This is a genomic window from Salicibibacter cibi (assembly GCF_016495865.1).
Lineage (GTDB): Bacteria > Bacillota > Bacilli > Bacillales > Marinococcaceae > Salicibibacter > Salicibibacter cibi.
On the sequence record NZ_CP054706.1, the window covers coordinates 2,735,041 to 2,751,646 of the forward strand.

Consider the following 16,606-nt stretch of genomic DNA (forward strand, 5'->3'; position numbering starts at 1 on the left):
CGGTTTACAATTCAAATCCATTTATGTATACTTGATTACACAACTAATCAACCCATCATCTTAACGGGAGAAAGGAGCGTTTAGTGAAGGCTGTTTTTGATGAATCAAAACCTATATTCCAGCAAATTTTCGAAATGATTGCTGATGATATTGTTGATGGGGAGTTGCGTGAAGGGGAGCAAATTCCCTCAACGACAGAGATATCCAAATTTTATCAAGTGAACCGGGCAACGGTGCAAAAAGGGTTATCGATGCTCGTTGATGCCGGCTATGCTTATAAACAACGAGGCGTTGGGGTTTTCGTAAGTGAAGGAGCGAAAGATCGGTTGCTTGCTGAGCGTAAAGAAGAATTTCATGTGCAATATGTTAAGCCCACGCTGGAAGAAGCGAAGCGACTTAAAATGACGAAAGAAGAATTTATTCGATTGATTGAGGAGGATTATGATGATTGATGTACAAGACTTATCGTTTTCCTATGGGAATAGAGCGGCATTGAAAAACGTTGCCTTACGGGAGAATGAACCGGTGATTACAGGTTTATGGGGGCGAAACGGCTCCGGGAAAACAACATTGATGAAGGTCATCTCCGGGATGGAGAAGCCAAATCAAGGAACCGTCAGCGTAAACGGAATCACCCCGTATAACAACAGTGAAGCAATGAACCATGTGACGTTCATGCAGGAAGATCATCCCTTTTCTGATTTATGGGATGTCGAAGACGCGCTTCGTTTTGGTGCTTATTTCAATGAAAATTGGGATCAGTCATTTGCCGAATATTTGCTGGATGTGTTTGACTTGCCAAGGAAAAAGAAGATCAGGCAATTTTCAAAAGGCATGAAAAGCATGATTAAGATTACGCTGGGGCTCGCGAGCAAGGCACCTGTAACGGTCATGGATGAACCTTCAAACGGCCTTGATGCCAGTATGCGTAAACAATTTTATGACGTATTGTTGGATACGTACGAAGAACACCCACGTTTAATTATGTTATCGACACACCACATTGAGGAACTGGTGCCACTTTGTGAAAAAATCGCGCTGATTGATCAAAAAACAATCATTCGATATGAAGAAATAGAAAATTTGAAAAGATACGGCGTGCTTTTAACAGGATCATCGGAAGCAGTGAAGTCAGTGATTGGCAATAGCCAAGTCATTGACGAACAAAAAATCGGGAAGCAATTACATGTCATGATGGACGAGGTTTTCCACGCTGATTTGGAAGCAAAAGCAAAAGATGCCGGTGTTACTATTGAAAAAGCACCACTTCAAGATTATCTCGTTAATCTGACAAAAAAGGAGACGAAAAAACATGAACACGCTTAAAGGGCCGCTCCGAGTCATCATTAAAGAGGTGAACGTAACTTTTTATATCAACGTTGGTGTAACGCTCGGTTTAATGGCTTTGTATATATTCTTAAGCTTCTATCTTGGAGAAAATGAAATGTTAGGGATAACGTTCGGACCGTTTTACGGCATTTTTCTCATTTACCCTTTTATCCTTTTTAAAGGGTACAAATATATCCTTTCCTTGGGTGGGACGAGAAAACAGTTTATGATCGCGACTTATCTGTCAATAAGTATCTATATTATACTCAGTGGAATACTTTTAAATGGACTGCATTTCTTAAGTCCCTATCTACTGAACGAAGGATATATTTTCCACATGGCAGACCTTGTTAGCGGATCGAACCCGCTCTTGTATGTTTGGATCGATGTATTATGGATGATCATCCTTTTCGGTGTGGGGCTGATCGCGCAATCCGTTTATTTTAACCTTGGCACAGTAAGAACGTTAATTGGCGGCGCAGCATTGTTAATCGCGGTACTCGCTACCTACTTTTTTGCCGACCTTCAGCCACTGATCGAATTTATCATCGTTGACCATCTCTTGTTCGTTCACATCCTGGCAGGGGTTTCAGTCCTGTTCATGCTATTTTCTTACCTCTTTATGAAAAACGGCCCGTTAGAGCGCGGGGATAGACATTTCTTTATCAGGAAGCAAGCAACGGGATGAAAATAAAGGAAGGGCTGTTTTAGTCAAAAAATATACCCCCTTGCGTTTTTTCCAACCGACGAGCTATTCCGCATAGAAGTGGCATTTCAGGAGACATAATCCCCTCTCACCTGGCCTAATCACAGGAGAGGGGTACTTTTCCGCATCGTCCGACACCTATATTTTTGTTACGATGTCCAGGTATCGATCAACATAGACATCTTGATTATAATTGCGTTGAATCGTGGATAATGCATTTTTAATCATCGTATTGCGAAACGGGGCATCTTTTAACAATTTCTCTACACAGCCGGTGCCTTTCTTTATATTGCCTAGCTCATAAAGCATGCCGTTAGATTGATGCGAAATGATCTCATTTTTGCCTGGTTTATCTGAACTGACAACCGGACATTGGCATGCCATCGGTTCCAAAATCGAATTCCCTAATCCTTCACGTATCGATGTTGACAATACACATCCCCCCGAATCAGCAATCGTGGAATATACTTCCGGCATATTTTCATTGTAGACATGAAAAACTTTATAGTTTACATGATTGTTGTTACATATTCGGTGCAGTTCTTGTAAATCACTAGATGTTTTTGGATTACTTACAAACCAGGCTTCCACTTGATATTCATCTGATATATTTCGGAAAATTCTAATAAATTCTTTCCAATTTTTTTGCGTCGTAATTCTTCCAACAAATGCAATGACAGCGTGACCTTTTTGAGGTTTAAGAGCTGCTTTCTGAACTTTTTTAGCATCATTTACATAATAAAACAGTGAATCAACCGTATTTCCATCTACAAATATAGGGATGTCCTTTCGGAAATAGGGCCTCACCAACGGGACGATGTAATGTGCTATACAAATAATGGCATCGACAGACTTACTGATGTTCTTTTTACTCACTTGTTTTTCTGCTCCTGTGGTCCAACCCCGGAGTTCATATACCTTCTTGCCTTTGTAGCTGCTTGGTAAGTGTTTCAAATAATTAAGGGAATACACGAAAATAACACAATCATAACCCCCCTTTGTCACTCTCTCCTGAAAGTCTTTAACCCGATTCGAATGATAGTGCCGAATATTTTCAAACATTTTTGCACCGTCACCGCGATACAAGAAAAACACTTCGGCTTCAATCCCTTTTTTTCGAAAAGCATTGATGCGACTTCGTGTTGTGCTCACTACCCCGCCATCGGTTGATTTATTAATGACATACAGAATTTTCATATTCTATCTTCCTTTGCTGCCTATTTCTTCTTTCCATGACCTATATCGCTGTAAAAAAATCTTCCCATTCCTTCCAGCACACATCCCATGTCCATTGGTCAAGAATGGTATGACGAATGGACCTTCCCATCGATTTGCGCTGATCAGGATTTTTCATTAAATAAAGAAGCGCCTCCCGAATGGCACTCGCATTTCGCTGAATAATGATGCCATTTTCATATGGTTTTATAACCTCAGGAACAATCCCTACTTGCGTGGAAATAATTGGAACCCCACAAGCGCCGGCCTCTAAAACTGGTAAGGGAATATGCTCAGACTCACTAGAGCAAATAAAACAATCGAGTCCTTGATAGAATTCAACCATTTTATCTCTTGAAACATTATTTTTGGTAAACGTTCGAATATCCAGTTTCATATCTAAGCCTTTTATTGCGGATAAGACGATATCATATCCTTTCAATTCACGATGGAGATGCCCGTCTATTCGACCGACCCAGCCTACAGTAAAAGTAGATTGGCTTGTATTGTCTGTTGATGGTTTAAATAGATTTTCATTAATTCCTGTACGTGTTTTATAAATGGGACGATACTTGTTGAATTGTTGAACAAATTCATTTGAAACAGTATTAACACCACGCAAATTCGTAAAGAAATCAAGAAATTCCTTTTTATACGTACCTTTACCTCCTTTATAACGATTAAACTGCCGTGAAGATGTGATTCCGGCGGCTAATTTGTTTAATGGAATACCTTTATGATGGAGTCTGTTTGCAATCAGTACGGACATCGCATAAATAATGTCATATTGATTATTGTCTTTAGCAGTTATCTGGTCACGATATTTCAAGTCAACTTTAAGATTTTTACTAGACGGTAAAGCCATCATTTCCTTTGCACGATGATGAAATGCCCACCCAGGGTGATCAGCGACTAATAAAATCTTTCGCGCCTTTCCGTTTGCATGTTCCATACGAATCAGTCCGTTCCTTAAATCAGATGATTACTATATATCCAACTATTTCATTTTATTCACCATGCAACCAAAATGTTATAGGACGCAGATACAAAATTTGTCTATTTTTCCTCAACATATGCCGTTCCCTTTTCATATATCAATCATTCAATAATAAATAATGCTTTGGGGAGGACTGTCTAACATGAAAAAACCACTTTGTATGTCCGTTTATGTATTCGGCAATTATACAAAGTATATTCCTTACTACGTCTATAGCATTTTGAAAAGCTACCCAAATTATTTTGTGAAAGTTTTTGTTATGGATCGTTTATCAACAAAAGAAAATGCTTGTATGAAAATGATCAAAAAGAATCTTTCAACAAATTTCGAGATAAAAGAAAACTATTTTCCATACACTCCATTTAAAGATGGGAAAAAAGGAAAACCATTCAGATTTCTCATTCCTCAAACTGAATTCTCGGAATTTGAATATGTATATATCGGCGATATCGATTTCTTAATAACGAAAGAAACCCCCTCTCTTTTAGAAGGACACGTGAACCATTGTGAAAAAATCGGCCTTCCATATAGCAACCAAATCCGTTCTAATTCGGAGAGATTAACCGGCTTGCACTTTTTCAACGTAGACGAATATTACAAGAAGATGAACCCGATCATTGAATATTATCACCATCATTTGGATGAGGTATATTCGTTTATGAAACGATACCAGACGGATGAGAAGTTTCTTTATCATATCATCGAAAAAGGGATTGGCTTCGGCAAGATTAATCAGTTTTCCTACCGACCGCATCATGGTTTTCATTTAGGAATTCTGAGAATCAATGGTTTCGATAACTATGTAAGGGAAGGTCAAAGCAATCCATTTCATCGCCTCCCTCCCTATCCGGTTTTAAGAAAGCAATTATTGGAATTCTTTCATGATCCTTTATTTCAAGAAATTTCACGGACAAATCAAATAAAAGAAATCACTATGCTGAAGAAAAAGTTACAGTAGGGACTGCTGAATAACGGAAAAAGACTGGCACATAAGCATTTGCCGTTGGTGTTGTCAAAGCTAGATACAAGGAAATCCATCCTATAAGCAAAAAACCCTTGCACTTCTGGCAACGTACGGAGGGACGGTGCTGCAAGGGCGAGACTCCAGCGGAAAAACGGACGCGTCAAGACCCTCCGTGTAATCAGGATGACGATTGAAATAATCCCTATCACCATGGTGGTGAAGAGATCATCAGTATCAATCCTTGCTACAAAGTAATCACTTGTGGCAACACCTCCTTCCCGTTTTGACATGACGAATGTCAAAGGACGGTCAACAAGGGGGCACCACCTCATCCTGCTTATGTAGCTCATATAGAATATATCATATATATTTTTTTCAGAAGGCTTTACATAGCCTTTTTTTTATTCTCTCTATATTAAAAAATCCCCATATCGCCGATCTCGACACTTCACTTGCCGCATTCCCAACATTTTAAGAGGAAATCTTAAGGGGCCAAGCCTCCCAATGCTTCCATTGATTGATTCTGTTTTTTATGAACCCCCTCAAGATTTAACAGCTGCATCGGGCCGTTATTCGTGTGCATCCGTATAGTAGGACAGCCCGATGGCTCCTTCGCCCGTATAGGTGCTGATGACGGGCGTTGTTGTTTGAATCATGACATCCTTAAGACTGCTTTTTGTTAAAAGGGCATTCTTTAGTTTATGGGCAAGCTCAAACGCATTGGCGTGAGAAATGCTAACGCCCCTAATGATCCGGTCCTCGGCATCACTTTCAAAATTTTTCATGAGTGTATGAATCATTTGTGATTGTGTTCGCACTTTTGATATCGGTGAATAGACCCCATCTTCTAATGTCGCGATCGGTTTTAATTTGAGAAGCGAACCTAAAAAAGCTTTCCCTTTACCAATACGCCCACCTTTTACTAGATTATCCAATGTTTCAAGGACAACATATAGTTTTGAATTTTTCCTAATGGTTTCCATTCTTTTTACAATCTCTTTCATTGAAGTCCCGGTATTGGCCATTTTCGCAGCTTCTACAACTTGAAAGCCTAGGGCTGACGAAATGTACGTTGAATCCACAACGGTGACATCGGCACTCACTTCCGTAGCCGCCATGCGTGCGGTGTCATACGTTCCACTCAAACCTGAAGACAAAAATATCGCTAATATTTGACTCCCGTCATCACCTATTTCTTCAAATCGTTGCATCATATCTCCAATTGCCGGCTGTGATGTTTTTGGAAGGCTGTCGGCAAGTGCCATCTTTCTTAAGAAATCCTCGGGTGTAATATCCACTTGATCAACATAGGACTGATCGTCAATTTGTATCGATAAAGGCATAACGTGAATGCAATATTTCTCCAAAATATCCTTGGGTAAATCTGTTGTTGAGTCTGTAACAATCTTTATTTTGCTCATATCTTCGCTCCAATCCACCAAAAGCTTATCAACACTCACGTAAACAGTAAACTAACTCAATTTCCAATGGGACAAAAAACTCCACAATCCCCTCTTTATTGACATTCCGTATGCCCTCTATTATATTTACAATACTAGAATAACCTCCGGGGGAATCTCTTCATCTATGAAAAGTCTATTTTTCTTCATGTGTCTCTTTGCAATCTTTTCAACAGTCTTGCTGTTTGACTTCGAGCAAGATCACGAACAACAAGCCATGGCGGAGGATGTTATCTCCAGCGACGAAGAACTCCATCCATATGTTAAAGAACAAAAAGAAACACTGATCGAACAGGCAGAAAACGTCGGGATTAATGTCGTTATTACAGAAGGATACCGTTCCCATGAACGCCAAGATGACCTATACGCACAAGGTCGGACGGAATCCGGGGATATCGTGACAAATGCGGCGGCGGGTGAATCGTATCATAATTACGGTTTGGCCATCGACTTCGCAATTGAAAATGGCGACGGAGAAATCATTTGGGACATCGAATACGATGGCAGCGGAAGCGGCGAACCCGATTGGCTGGAAGTCGCAGAAATCGGAGAAGCGTTGGGATTTGAGTGGGGCGGCCACTGGAATGATTATCCCCATTTGCAAATGGACTTCGGTTTATCTATTGAAGAGCTTCAAGAGGCAAAACAACAACTGGAAAACGAATAACGCAAAACATCTATCAGAGGGGACTTCTGAGGCTTTTAAGGTACGCTGGCTAAATTCGCCACCTCCTGTTGCAATGCCGACATTAATGGCGTGTTTTAAAAAATTCTTTATCTCCCTATTGAAAATAAGCATAAATTTGTATAATCAACGTGTCTGGTCTAAGTTGAATTTTTCCCACTCGGAGCAGCCCGACTTCCATCTGAGGGATTACTTTGTACTTCCGAGCAGAACGTGATTCGTTACCTCCGCACGCATCGGATAATCGAATGGTCTGAATCTGCCAACTGACAATCGGAGACTCCATTAAATTACCAGTCTTGACGGTTGCTCCCAGACACTTCCATGCCTTTCGGAAAAGACTTTTTTTCAAGAAGAAAGGAATGATTTTCCATCTTCCAATTTCTAACATTCTGGATCACCGAAATACAAGGAAGGCTGTCACCATAAAGGATGACAGCCTTCACCTTTACCCATTGAACGTTTGAAAAGCAAGTGTTGCATTGTGCCCTCCAAAGCCAAATGAATTGTTCAGGGCGACATTGGTTTGGACTGGCTTCTTTTCGTTTGCCGCGTAATCCAAATCACATTTCGGATCGGGATTATGCAAATTAATGGTTGGGGGCGCCATCTGATCAACAAGCGATTTAATGGTAAAAATGGCTTCAACGGCGCCTGTTGATCCCAATAAATGCCCGGTCATGGATTTCGTCGAACTGACGACAAGATCATGGGCATGATCGGAAAAAACACCTTTGATCGCAGTCGTTTCATATTCATCATTGTATGGGGTGCTCGTCCCGTGGGCATTAATATAGCCAACGTCAGTTTTTTCAATCGCTCCATCGGAAAGTGCCTGTGCCATTGCTCTGGCCGCGCCTTCCCCTTCCGGCGCAGGTGCTGTCATGTGATAAGCGTCTCCGGTTGATCCATAACCGATCACTTCCGCGTAAATGTCTGCCCCTCGCGCTTCAGCAGATTCCAATGATTCCAAAATAAGAATACCGGCTCCTTCGCCCATGACAAATCCGTCCCGTTCCGCGTCAAACGGGCGTGAGGCGGTGGCGGGATCATCGGAAGTCGTTATGGCTTTGGCCGCGCAGAAACCGGCGATCGCCATATTCGTAATCGGCGCTTCCGTTCCGCCGGTTATCATGGCGTCCGCGTCTCCTCGTTGAATGACTTTGAACGCATCGCCGATGGAATTCGTTCCCGATGCACAAGCGGTAACGCTACAAGAGTTTATCCCTTTTGCGCCGGTGAAAATGGATACTTGACCGGAAGCCATATCCGGAATCATCATTGGCACAAAAAATGGACTTACCCGTCTAACGCCTTTTTCGGTAAATTGCTTGAATTGTTTTTCGTACGTTTCCATGCCCCCGATCCCGGAGCCAATCCAGACACCAACACGATCCGCGTTGTCATCGGTAATTTTAAAATCGGCATCTTCGAGGGCCATATAAGCGGAAGCGACGGCGTAGTGGGTAAACCGGTCCATTTTCCTGGCCTCTTTTCGGTCCAAATAATCTTCCGCTTCAAATCCTTTTATTTCACCCGCGACGTTAATCGGGAATTGTTCCGCATCCAACCTCGTTACCGGGCTGATACCCGTCTCTCCTGCAAGTGCTCGCTTCCAAGCCTCGTCTACATGGTGCCCGAGCGGATTCACCGTCCCCATGCCTGTGACTACGACACGTTTCATCTTCAATTCTCTCCTTTTTTAAAACTTGGCTCTGTCTTCTTGCGCATTTCATCAAACCAAGTTTCGCATATTTTGCGGATCGGACCTATCGCCCCCAGCGAAGAGCGAGACCGCCCCATACAAGACCGGAGCCGAATCCGACCATCACGACTAAATCTCCATCTTTTATTTTACCACGATTTAAGTCTTCAACAAGAGCGATAGGAATTGAAGATGCAGACGTATTTCCGTATTTGTGAACGGTGGTTGCCATTTTTTCTTTTGGGAGCTCCAATCGTTGCCGGGCAGCTTCCATAATGCGGATATTTGCTTGGTGAGGAACGAAGTAATCGACATCATCTTTCGTAAGATTGGCTTTTTCAAGCAAGTTCATACACGTATCGCCCATTTGGCGTACCGCAAACTTGAACACCTCTCGTCCATTCATATAGAGATAAGGATTTGCGATAATATGGGAGCCACCACTTCCATCTGCTCCCAGTTCAAAGGAGAGCAATCCGCGATCGTTGCCAACGGGACCAACTACTGCAGCCCCCGCGCCGTCCCCAAAAAGAACAGCTGTATTGCGATCGGTAAAATCCGTTACTTTTGACAATTTTTCGGCGCCGACGACGAGAATCCGATCATAAGTGCCGGTAGATATGAATTGACTGGCGGTTACGACTCCGTACGCAAATCCAGCACATGCGGCACCGATATCCATTGCCGCTGCCTTATGTGCGCCGAGGCGATCTTGAATCATGGATGATACGGAGGGAAAAGGATAATCGCCTGTCACGGACGCAACGATGATCAGATCCAAGTCCTCAGCTTTTTCCTCGGCATGTTCAAGTGCACGAACAGCAGCAAAATAAGACATATCCGAGGTTTCCACATTATCTTCCGCAAAAATTCTCCGTTCGATACCCGTGCGTGTTTGAATCCATTCGTCACTCGTATCCAACGTCTCTTCGAAATCTTTATTTGTAACCTCTTTTCCTTCAATAAAACTGCCAATTCCATATATGCCCGTGCGTCTCATACAAATTCCCCTCCTGTTTAAAAAAGAATATTGGTTCATATTATGACCTAGTACTAATTGTATCTTAGCTTACTTCTGAAATTTTCGCAACAAAAAACCGCGGCCTTTTCAACGATTAGCCACGGTTTTTTGCCATGTTCTTTTGTTATCGAAGGGGGTCCCCTGTAGACGATCCATAAGCACCATATGGTGGAACAGGTGCAAAACCGCCAAATCCCGGTTGGGATCCAGAGCCGACAGGCCCACCATAGCCAGGGCCAAGGATCGGTCCATAATTGGGCCCGTAACTCGGCCCAAATTGTGGACCATAACTGATTTGAGGCGGTCCGGCGAATCCACCGGGACCATAACCGCCATATCCCCCATATCCCCCGGCTAACCAAGGGCCAATCGCAAGGCCTGCGACAAAAGGCAGAAAGAATCCAATGCGTTCATCGCCTGCATGTGTAGATACCGGATAAGCTGGGTAACCCGTTCGGTAAGGATAAATGGTTCTCATCAATCTCTTCCTTTCCTGCATAGGCTACTGCATATTCTATGGCAGCCCTATCACGTATGTGCGACGAATCAGCCATCTGCCCGTATTTTCATATACGTGAATTCTGCAAGAAAAGCAAGAACAAGCGCCAAAATGACAATAGCCGTCTCGGCAAAAGAAGTAAAGGCCAACAAGAAAAAATAGCCGGCGACTGCAACAATCGTGAAGATAAGTATACCAAAAAGAAAATGCATCCGATCAACTCCCCAGTACTTCGGACATTGTTATGGTGACTTTTTTTACGTTCCGTAAGCAAATTCGGTCGTCATGGATCTTCCATGGCGACCGAGCACTCCATTCTTCTCCAACTTCGGGCTCCATGATTCCTTCATGGCGACCGAACTCTACATTCCCCACTGATTTCGGGCATCATGAGCAGCCCATGACGACCATCCCGCCTAATTTCAGCTAAATCCGGGCGCCATGGTTACTCAACCCATAGTAGAAACTTGGCTTTTCGCCAAGCTTTGATGGCGAAATCCTTCGCCCAACTTATGTAGGTAAAAAAGTGGCTCTTCACCAAAATCTATGGCTGACAAACTAGGGGCAATTATGATTGGTAGTGACCGCTACGGAAAAACCCTACGCTTTTCGTGGGCCCCGAGCTCAGCCTCCTCGGAAAAAAAGAAGTTCGCTTTTTTCCTGCGGGGTCTTCGCCCTGCGCTTTCCCACAGGAGTCTACGTGTTTTTCCTTCGCTCGCTAGTGGTATTACCATATTTAATCACGAATATCAACCATTGATTTTAGTGTTGACCCAAAAAGTTGATTTATACTTTCTTACCTACCAAAAAATCCCCCCCCCGAAAGAGATTCAACGTACCACCGCTTGCAAGATTGCTTTTTGCACGTGCAAACGATTTTCCGCCTGGTCAAAGACGACCGAGCGCGGGCCGTCAATCACTTCGGCGCTTACTTCTTCCTCACGGTGGGCGGGCAAACAATGCATGAAGATGGCTTCCTCGTTTGCCTCGGCCATCAAAGCCTCATTGACTTGATAAGGTTCAAATTCCCGGTTTCGAGTGTCTTTTTCTTTTTCCGCGCCCATGCTTACCCAAACATCGGTATAAATAATATCGGCATTTTTCACGGCTTCATGCGGATCGATGACGTGTTCCACCTTGCTTCCCGTTTCCGCAGCAAAGGCTTTTGCTTTTTCCCAAACCTCCGGCGCGCCCTCGTATCCCACAGGAGTGGACAGTGTAATGTCAACGCCGAGCTTAGCGGCGATGATCATCAACGAATGAGCGACGTTATTGCCATCGCCGACATAAACAACCTTCCGACCTTTAAGGCTTCCCAAATGCTCTTGGATCGTCAACATATCGGCGAGCGCCTGGCAAGGGTGATAATCATCGGTGAGGGCATTGATCACCGGGATATCACTTTCTTTCGCGAGCGTTGCCACCATATCATGATCGTTGGCGCGAATCATGATCGCGTCCAGGTAACGGGAAAGGGCGCGGGCGGTATCCTCCACCGGTTCGCCTCGTCCGATTTGCAAGTCCGAACTGCTCAAAAACAACGCGTGGCCGCCGAGTTGTGCCATACCTACCTCAAATGACACCCGCGTACGCGTGGACGCATTTTCAAAAATCATTCCGAGAGAGCGTCCGGTCAACGTTTGATGCGGAACGCCCTGTTTTTGGTTTTCTTTGAGTTGACGCGCATTCTGCAAAAGCTGTTCAATATCCTCCGGGGCGAAATCGACCCAAGATAATACATCTCTTCCCTTTAGAGAATGTGCGGTCAACTCCTCTTCTTTTTCCATTTTTGTCACGTCCTTTGTAAATCTTCCTGCTTCCAAGTTTCAACAGCACACACATGGTGCGCTTTGTTGCGGGCAGCGACCAATTCGCGCAAAGTTTCCGGACCGGTGACGACCATTTTTCGATGGCGTTCTGCTGCCAACCGTTCGTCTTTTTTCTCCCGACTACCGATCGGTGGGATATTGATATAAAGAAGCCCGTTGTCGTCTTCGAGCCAGCGTGTAAACGGATAGGTTGTTTCATCATAAATGGTAAAGCCCGCTTCTTTCAACGCTTCCAACGCCGGTTTGCATGTCGCCTGCTGATCCGTGGCAACGTGGCAATAGATGCTCCCTTTTTGTTGATAAATGGCCGGGATTTTATCATCTTTCCAGGCAAAAGCCTGCGTCATCGCTTCTTCTTTTGTTTCGCCAAAACTAAGCAACTCGCCCGTCGATTTCATTTCCGCCCCCAATAGCGGATCCAATCCCGGTAATTTTTCCGTTGAAAATACCGGCGCCTTCACGGCAAAATAAGACGTCTCCACTGCCAAGCCCTGCTTTTCTCCGAACACTTCACACCAGTCTTTGCCCAACAGTAATTGTACGGCTTGCTCAATCAAGTTATTGCCGCTTGCCTTTGCAAAAATCGGAACCGTGCGCGAGGCCCGGGGATTGATTTCAATGACATACATCGTGTCATCCGCTAAAACAAATTGGATATTGAAAAGACCGACAAAATCAATTTCCCGTGCGATTTTCTCCGCATAAGTCACGATGCTCGCTTGATGGGCACTTGAAAGCTCATACGGTGGGGTGATCGCGATGGAATCGCCGGAATGCACCCCCGCTTTTTCGATATGCTCGAAAATGCCCGGAATAAATACATATTCCCCGTCTGTGACAACATCAACTTCCAATTCTTTTCCCGCAAAATAAGCGTCGATGAGAATCGGATAGGCAATGGCTCCCTCATGCGCTTCAACATAGGACCTTAATTGTTTTTCCGAAGTGAATACGGACATGCCCTGTCCCCCGATGACGTAAGAAGGGCGCAACAAAACAGGATAGCCGATTTCCTTTGCTTTTTTCATCGTATCATTGGCATCGGCACCGGTCTGTCCCGGAATATGGGGGATGTCCGTTTTTTGCATAAGTTCATAAAAGCGCCCCCGATTTTCCAGTTGATCAATGACATCAAATGGTGCGCCGAACAGGTTGAGGCCGGCAGCTTCCAATGCTTCCGTGAGCGCGATGCTCGTTTGTCCTCCAAGCTGCAACAAAACACCTTCCACGTTTTCACGTTCCGCCACATGAATGACATCTTCGGCCGTCAACGGCTCAAAATAAAGCTTGTCGGCGGTTTCGTAGTCCGTGCTTACGGTTTCCGGATTATTGTTCATCATAATCGCTTCATAGCCAAGGTTTTTCAGCGCGTTAGCACCGTTAACCGAACAATAATCAAATTCAATGCCCTGGCCAATACGGATCGGGCCCGAACCAACAATTAAAATTTTCGGTTTGTCTCCGGCACCGGATGCTTCATCCATGCCTTGGTACGTCGAATAGTAATAAGGCGTTTCCGCTTCAAATTCTCCCGCACACGTGTCCACCATATGATACGCAGGAACGATTCCTTTTTGGAAACGGAAATGTCGCAATGCTTCTTCCCGGATTCCCCAACAAGTGGCAAGCCAGCGGTCGCTAAATCCTTCTTTTTTCCATGTCTTTAGCATATCAGCATCAATGTCTGCAAAAACGGTTGCTTTGGCTCTTTTCTCTGAAGCAACCAACCGCTCAAAATGATCAAGGAAAAATCGATCGATAGACGTGAGCGCTGCCAGTTTTTCCGTGCTGTCCCCACGCCTCATCAATTCCAGCAGATAGAAAAAGCGACGATCATCTGCCTGCGTCAATGCCGCTTCCAGATTGGCGCTTGGCATCTTTTCAACGCCAGGCCAACGCAACCCATCCACCTTGATTTCCAACGAACGCACTGCTTTTTGGAGTGCCCCTTGCATATTCCGTTCTATTGCCATCACTTCCCCCGTTGCTTTCATTTGGGTGCCGAGGGCGCGATCTGCATCCATGAATTTGTCAAATGGCCAGCGGGGAAACTTCACGATGACATAATCAAGGGCGGGTTCGAAACTTGCGTACGTATGCGCCGTCACCGGATTTTTCAACTCATGAAGATCGTATCCGAGCCCGACTTTTGCTGCGAGGCGGGCAATCGGGTATCCGGTTGCCTTGGAAGCAAGCGCAGAAGAACGGCTGACGCGCGGGTTCACCTCAATCAAATAATACTGGTCGCTGTGCGGATCAAGGGCAAATTGGATGTTGCATCCCCCTACAATGCCGAGGGCGCGGATCACCTTAATGGACGCGGTTCGCAACATCTGGTAATCGTGATCGCTTAACGTCTGGGATGGGGCGACAACGATAGAGTCCCCGGTATGGATACCGACAGGATCAATATTTTCCATATTACACACCGATATGCACGTATCATTGGCATCCCGCATGACTTCATACTCGATTTCCTTAAAACCGGCAATGCTTTTTTCCACGAGGCATTGGTCAATGGGGCTGGCGTCCAAACCGCCGGAGACGATGGAAGCCAGTTCCGTTTGATTATCCGCGATACCTCCACCTCCGCCTCCGAGGGTGTAAGCCGGTCGCACGATCATCGGGTAACCGACGTCACCAGCAAAATCGATGGCTTCTTTTGCAGATGTGACAATCGTGCTTTCCGGAACAGGTTCGTTTAATTCCTGCATTAAACTCCGGAAAGCTTCACGGTCTTCGCCCTGCTGAATAGACGCCATCGGGGTGCCTAGCAGTTCCACCCCGCTTCGTTCCAACAGCCCTGATTCATAAGCGGAAAGGGCGAGGTTGAGGCCGGTTTGTCCGCCCATTGTCGCGAGCAATCCATCCGGTTGTTCTTTTTCAAGAACATTCGTTAACGTTTCGAGGGTGAGCGGTTCAAAGTAAACTTTATCCGCGCACGTTTCATCGGTCATAACCGTGGCCGGGTTGTTGTTAATGAGTACAACTTCGCATCCTTCTTCCCGAAGGGCCAAACATGCTTGCGTACCGGCATAGTCAAACTCTGCTGCTTGCCCGATCACGATCGGCCCCGAACCGAGCACGAGGATTTTTCTTAGGTTTTTTTGCTTAGGCATGGACGCTCACTTCTTTCTCTTCTGCAATCATGCGGAAAAACATTGAAAATAAATGCCGGCTATCACTCGGTCCCGGGTGTGCTTCCGGATGATATTGCACGGTTTGGATCGGCAAACGTCCGTGAGCCAATCCTTCAATGGATTCGTCGTTCACGTTGACATGTGTCACCTCGAGTTCGCTTCCTTTTAATGATGCGCGGTCAACCACGTAGCTGTGATTTTGGGCGGTCATATCGACCCTCCCCGTTCGCTTGTCGATCACAGGTTGATTGGCGCCGCGATGGCCGAAAGGCAATTTCGCCGTATCTCCGCCAAACGCAAGCGCAATCAATTGATGGCCGAGGCAAATGGCAAACGTAGGATATTGCGTGATCGCCGCTTTTATGGTCGGGAGTTGTTCTTGTAGTTGCTTCGGATTTCCGGGGCCATTGGATAAAAGCAACCCGTCAGGCTTAAGATCTTCAATGGTTGAGAGGGTTGTGTTATATGGAACGACGGTTACTTTGGCACCGTGGGCACAAAGGGCATCGACCATCGCTTTTTTGTGGCCGAAATCCATAAGCACGATATGGGTATCTCCGGTTCCAAATGTTTCTATCGTTTGCGCGGATACCTCTTTGACGAGTGCCTGCTCTTCAATAGGGGGCACGTTCTCCCAAGTTACGGAATCAGGATCTGTGGTGATTATCGCTTGCATGGCACCCGATGTTCGAATGCGTTTGACGAGGGCGCGGGTGTCCATATCTGTCAAAATAGGAGCTCCACCAGCGCGGGAGACGAGTGATTCTTTTGATTGATAATGATACCCATCCACTGCGCATTCTCCCATCACTAACGCGCGGGGTTGCCATTTCTCGCTCTGCTCTTGCTCCGTGTCACTGATTCCATAGTTACCGATGAGCGGGTAAGTGAAGACAACGATTTGCCCCCGATAAGACGGGTCGGTCGCAACGTCCTGATAACCTGTCATACCTGTAAAAAATACCGCTTCTCCATAAACATCCGTTGCATTGGATGCGCCTAGCAATTGTCCCGGAAAAACATCGCCGTTTTCCAATATCAAGTACCCTTTCATCG

15 protein-coding genes are annotated in these 16,606 nt (G+C 45.1%); 5 read left to right on the top strand and 10 right to left on the bottom strand.

The genetic code is table 11. From position 1 onward, the window contains the following. The first annotated feature begins 83 nt into the window (after positions 1-83). From HUG20_RS13655 to HUG20_RS13665, 3 genes are read left to right on the top strand one after another with little or no spacing between them, the layout of a single operon-like run. Entirely contained in the window at positions 84-452 is a 369-nt protein-coding gene (locus tag HUG20_RS13655) for a GntR family transcriptional regulator (protein ID WP_200085200.1), read from the top strand. Then, positions 445-1,326: an ATP-binding cassette domain-containing protein gene (locus tag HUG20_RS13660; protein WP_200085201.1), complete on the top strand. Its 882-nt coding sequence runs from the start codon at positions 445-447 to the stop codon at positions 1,324-1,326. The genes HUG20_RS13655 and HUG20_RS13660 overlap by 8 nt, the downstream gene beginning before the upstream one ends. After that, positions 1,313-2,017, top strand: coding sequence for a hypothetical protein (locus HUG20_RS13665; protein WP_200085202.1), 705 nt, complete (start codon positions 1,313-1,315; stop codon positions 2,015-2,017). The genes HUG20_RS13660 and HUG20_RS13665 overlap by 14 nt, the downstream gene beginning before the upstream one ends. A 156-nt stretch (positions 2,018-2,173) precedes the next feature. Here HUG20_RS13665 and HUG20_RS13670 read toward each other — a convergent pair whose 3' ends face one another. Next, complete coding sequence (locus HUG20_RS13670; RefSeq protein ID WP_200085203.1) at positions 2,174-3,232, bottom strand: glycosyltransferase family 4 protein; 1,059 nt, start codon at positions 3,230-3,232, stop codon at positions 2,174-2,176. Positions 3,233-3,272: 40 nt separating this feature from the next. Further along, a complete protein-coding gene (locus tag HUG20_RS13675; RefSeq protein WP_200085204.1) occupies positions 3,273-4,202 on the bottom strand; it encodes a glycosyltransferase family 4 protein in 930 nt (309 codons plus the stop codon). A gap of 187 nt (positions 4,203-4,389) precedes the next feature. Between HUG20_RS13675 and HUG20_RS13680 the strand changes: the two genes are divergently transcribed. Further along, on the top strand, positions 4,390-5,205 hold the full coding sequence (locus tag HUG20_RS13680; protein WP_200085205.1) for a hypothetical protein: 816 nt from the start codon (positions 4,390-4,392) through the stop codon (positions 5,203-5,205). 575 nt (positions 5,206-5,780) lie between these two features. Here HUG20_RS13680 and HUG20_RS13685 read toward each other — a convergent pair. Next, positions 5,781-6,632 (bottom strand): DegV family protein, encoded by an 852-nt coding sequence (locus HUG20_RS13685; protein WP_200085206.1) that lies wholly within the window; start codon positions 6,630-6,632, stop codon positions 5,781-5,783. Between the two features lie 166 nt (positions 6,633-6,798). Between HUG20_RS13685 and HUG20_RS13690 the strand changes: the two genes are divergently transcribed. Further along, positions 6,799-7,338 carry a M15 family metallopeptidase gene (locus tag HUG20_RS13690; RefSeq protein ID WP_200085207.1) on the top strand — a complete coding sequence of 180 codons (540 nt, stop codon included), beginning with the start codon at positions 6,799-6,801 and terminating at the stop codon, positions 7,336-7,338. A gap of 466 nt (positions 7,339-7,804) precedes the next feature. On the opposite strand, the gene fabF is transcribed toward HUG20_RS13690, so the two are convergent. From fabF to HUG20_RS13725, 7 genes are all read right to left on the bottom strand, one after another. Continuing rightward, complete coding sequence (gene fabF / locus HUG20_RS13695) at positions 7,805-9,046, bottom strand: beta-ketoacyl-ACP synthase II (protein WP_200085208.1); 1,242 nt, start codon at positions 9,044-9,046, stop codon at positions 7,805-7,807. Positions 9,047-9,125: 79 nt separating this feature from the next. Beyond that, on the bottom strand, positions 9,126-10,061 hold the full coding sequence (locus HUG20_RS13700; RefSeq protein ID WP_200085209.1) for a beta-ketoacyl-ACP synthase III: 936 nt from the start codon (positions 10,059-10,061) through the stop codon (positions 9,126-9,128). A gap of 145 nt (positions 10,062-10,206) precedes the next feature. Beyond that, the gene (locus HUG20_RS13705) at positions 10,207-10,560 is read right to left on the bottom strand and encodes a hypothetical protein (RefSeq protein WP_246476417.1); all 354 of its coding nucleotides are present in this window, start codon (positions 10,558-10,560) and stop codon (positions 10,207-10,209) included. Between the two features lie 68 nt (positions 10,561-10,628). Then, positions 10,629-10,793: a hypothetical protein gene (locus HUG20_RS13710; protein ID WP_200085210.1), complete on the bottom strand. Its 165-nt coding sequence runs from the start codon at positions 10,791-10,793 to the stop codon at positions 10,629-10,631. Positions 10,794-11,411: 618 nt separating this feature from the next. Beyond that, positions 11,412-12,368 carry an ornithine carbamoyltransferase gene (gene argF, locus HUG20_RS13715; RefSeq protein WP_200085211.1) on the bottom strand — a complete coding sequence of 319 codons (957 nt, stop codon included), beginning with the start codon at positions 12,366-12,368 and terminating at the stop codon, positions 11,412-11,414. A 5-nt stretch (positions 12,369-12,373) separates the two neighbouring features. After that, entirely contained in the window at positions 12,374-15,529 is a 3,156-nt protein-coding gene (carB, locus tag HUG20_RS13720) for a carbamoyl-phosphate synthase (glutamine-hydrolyzing) large subunit (RefSeq protein WP_200085212.1), read from the bottom strand. After that, on the bottom strand, positions 15,522-16,604 hold the full coding sequence (locus tag HUG20_RS13725; protein WP_200085213.1) for a carbamoyl phosphate synthase small subunit: 1,083 nt from the start codon (positions 16,602-16,604) through the stop codon (positions 15,522-15,524). Before HUG20_RS13725 ends, carB begins: the two co-directional genes overlap by 8 nt. Positions 16,605-16,606 lie beyond the last annotated feature (2 nt).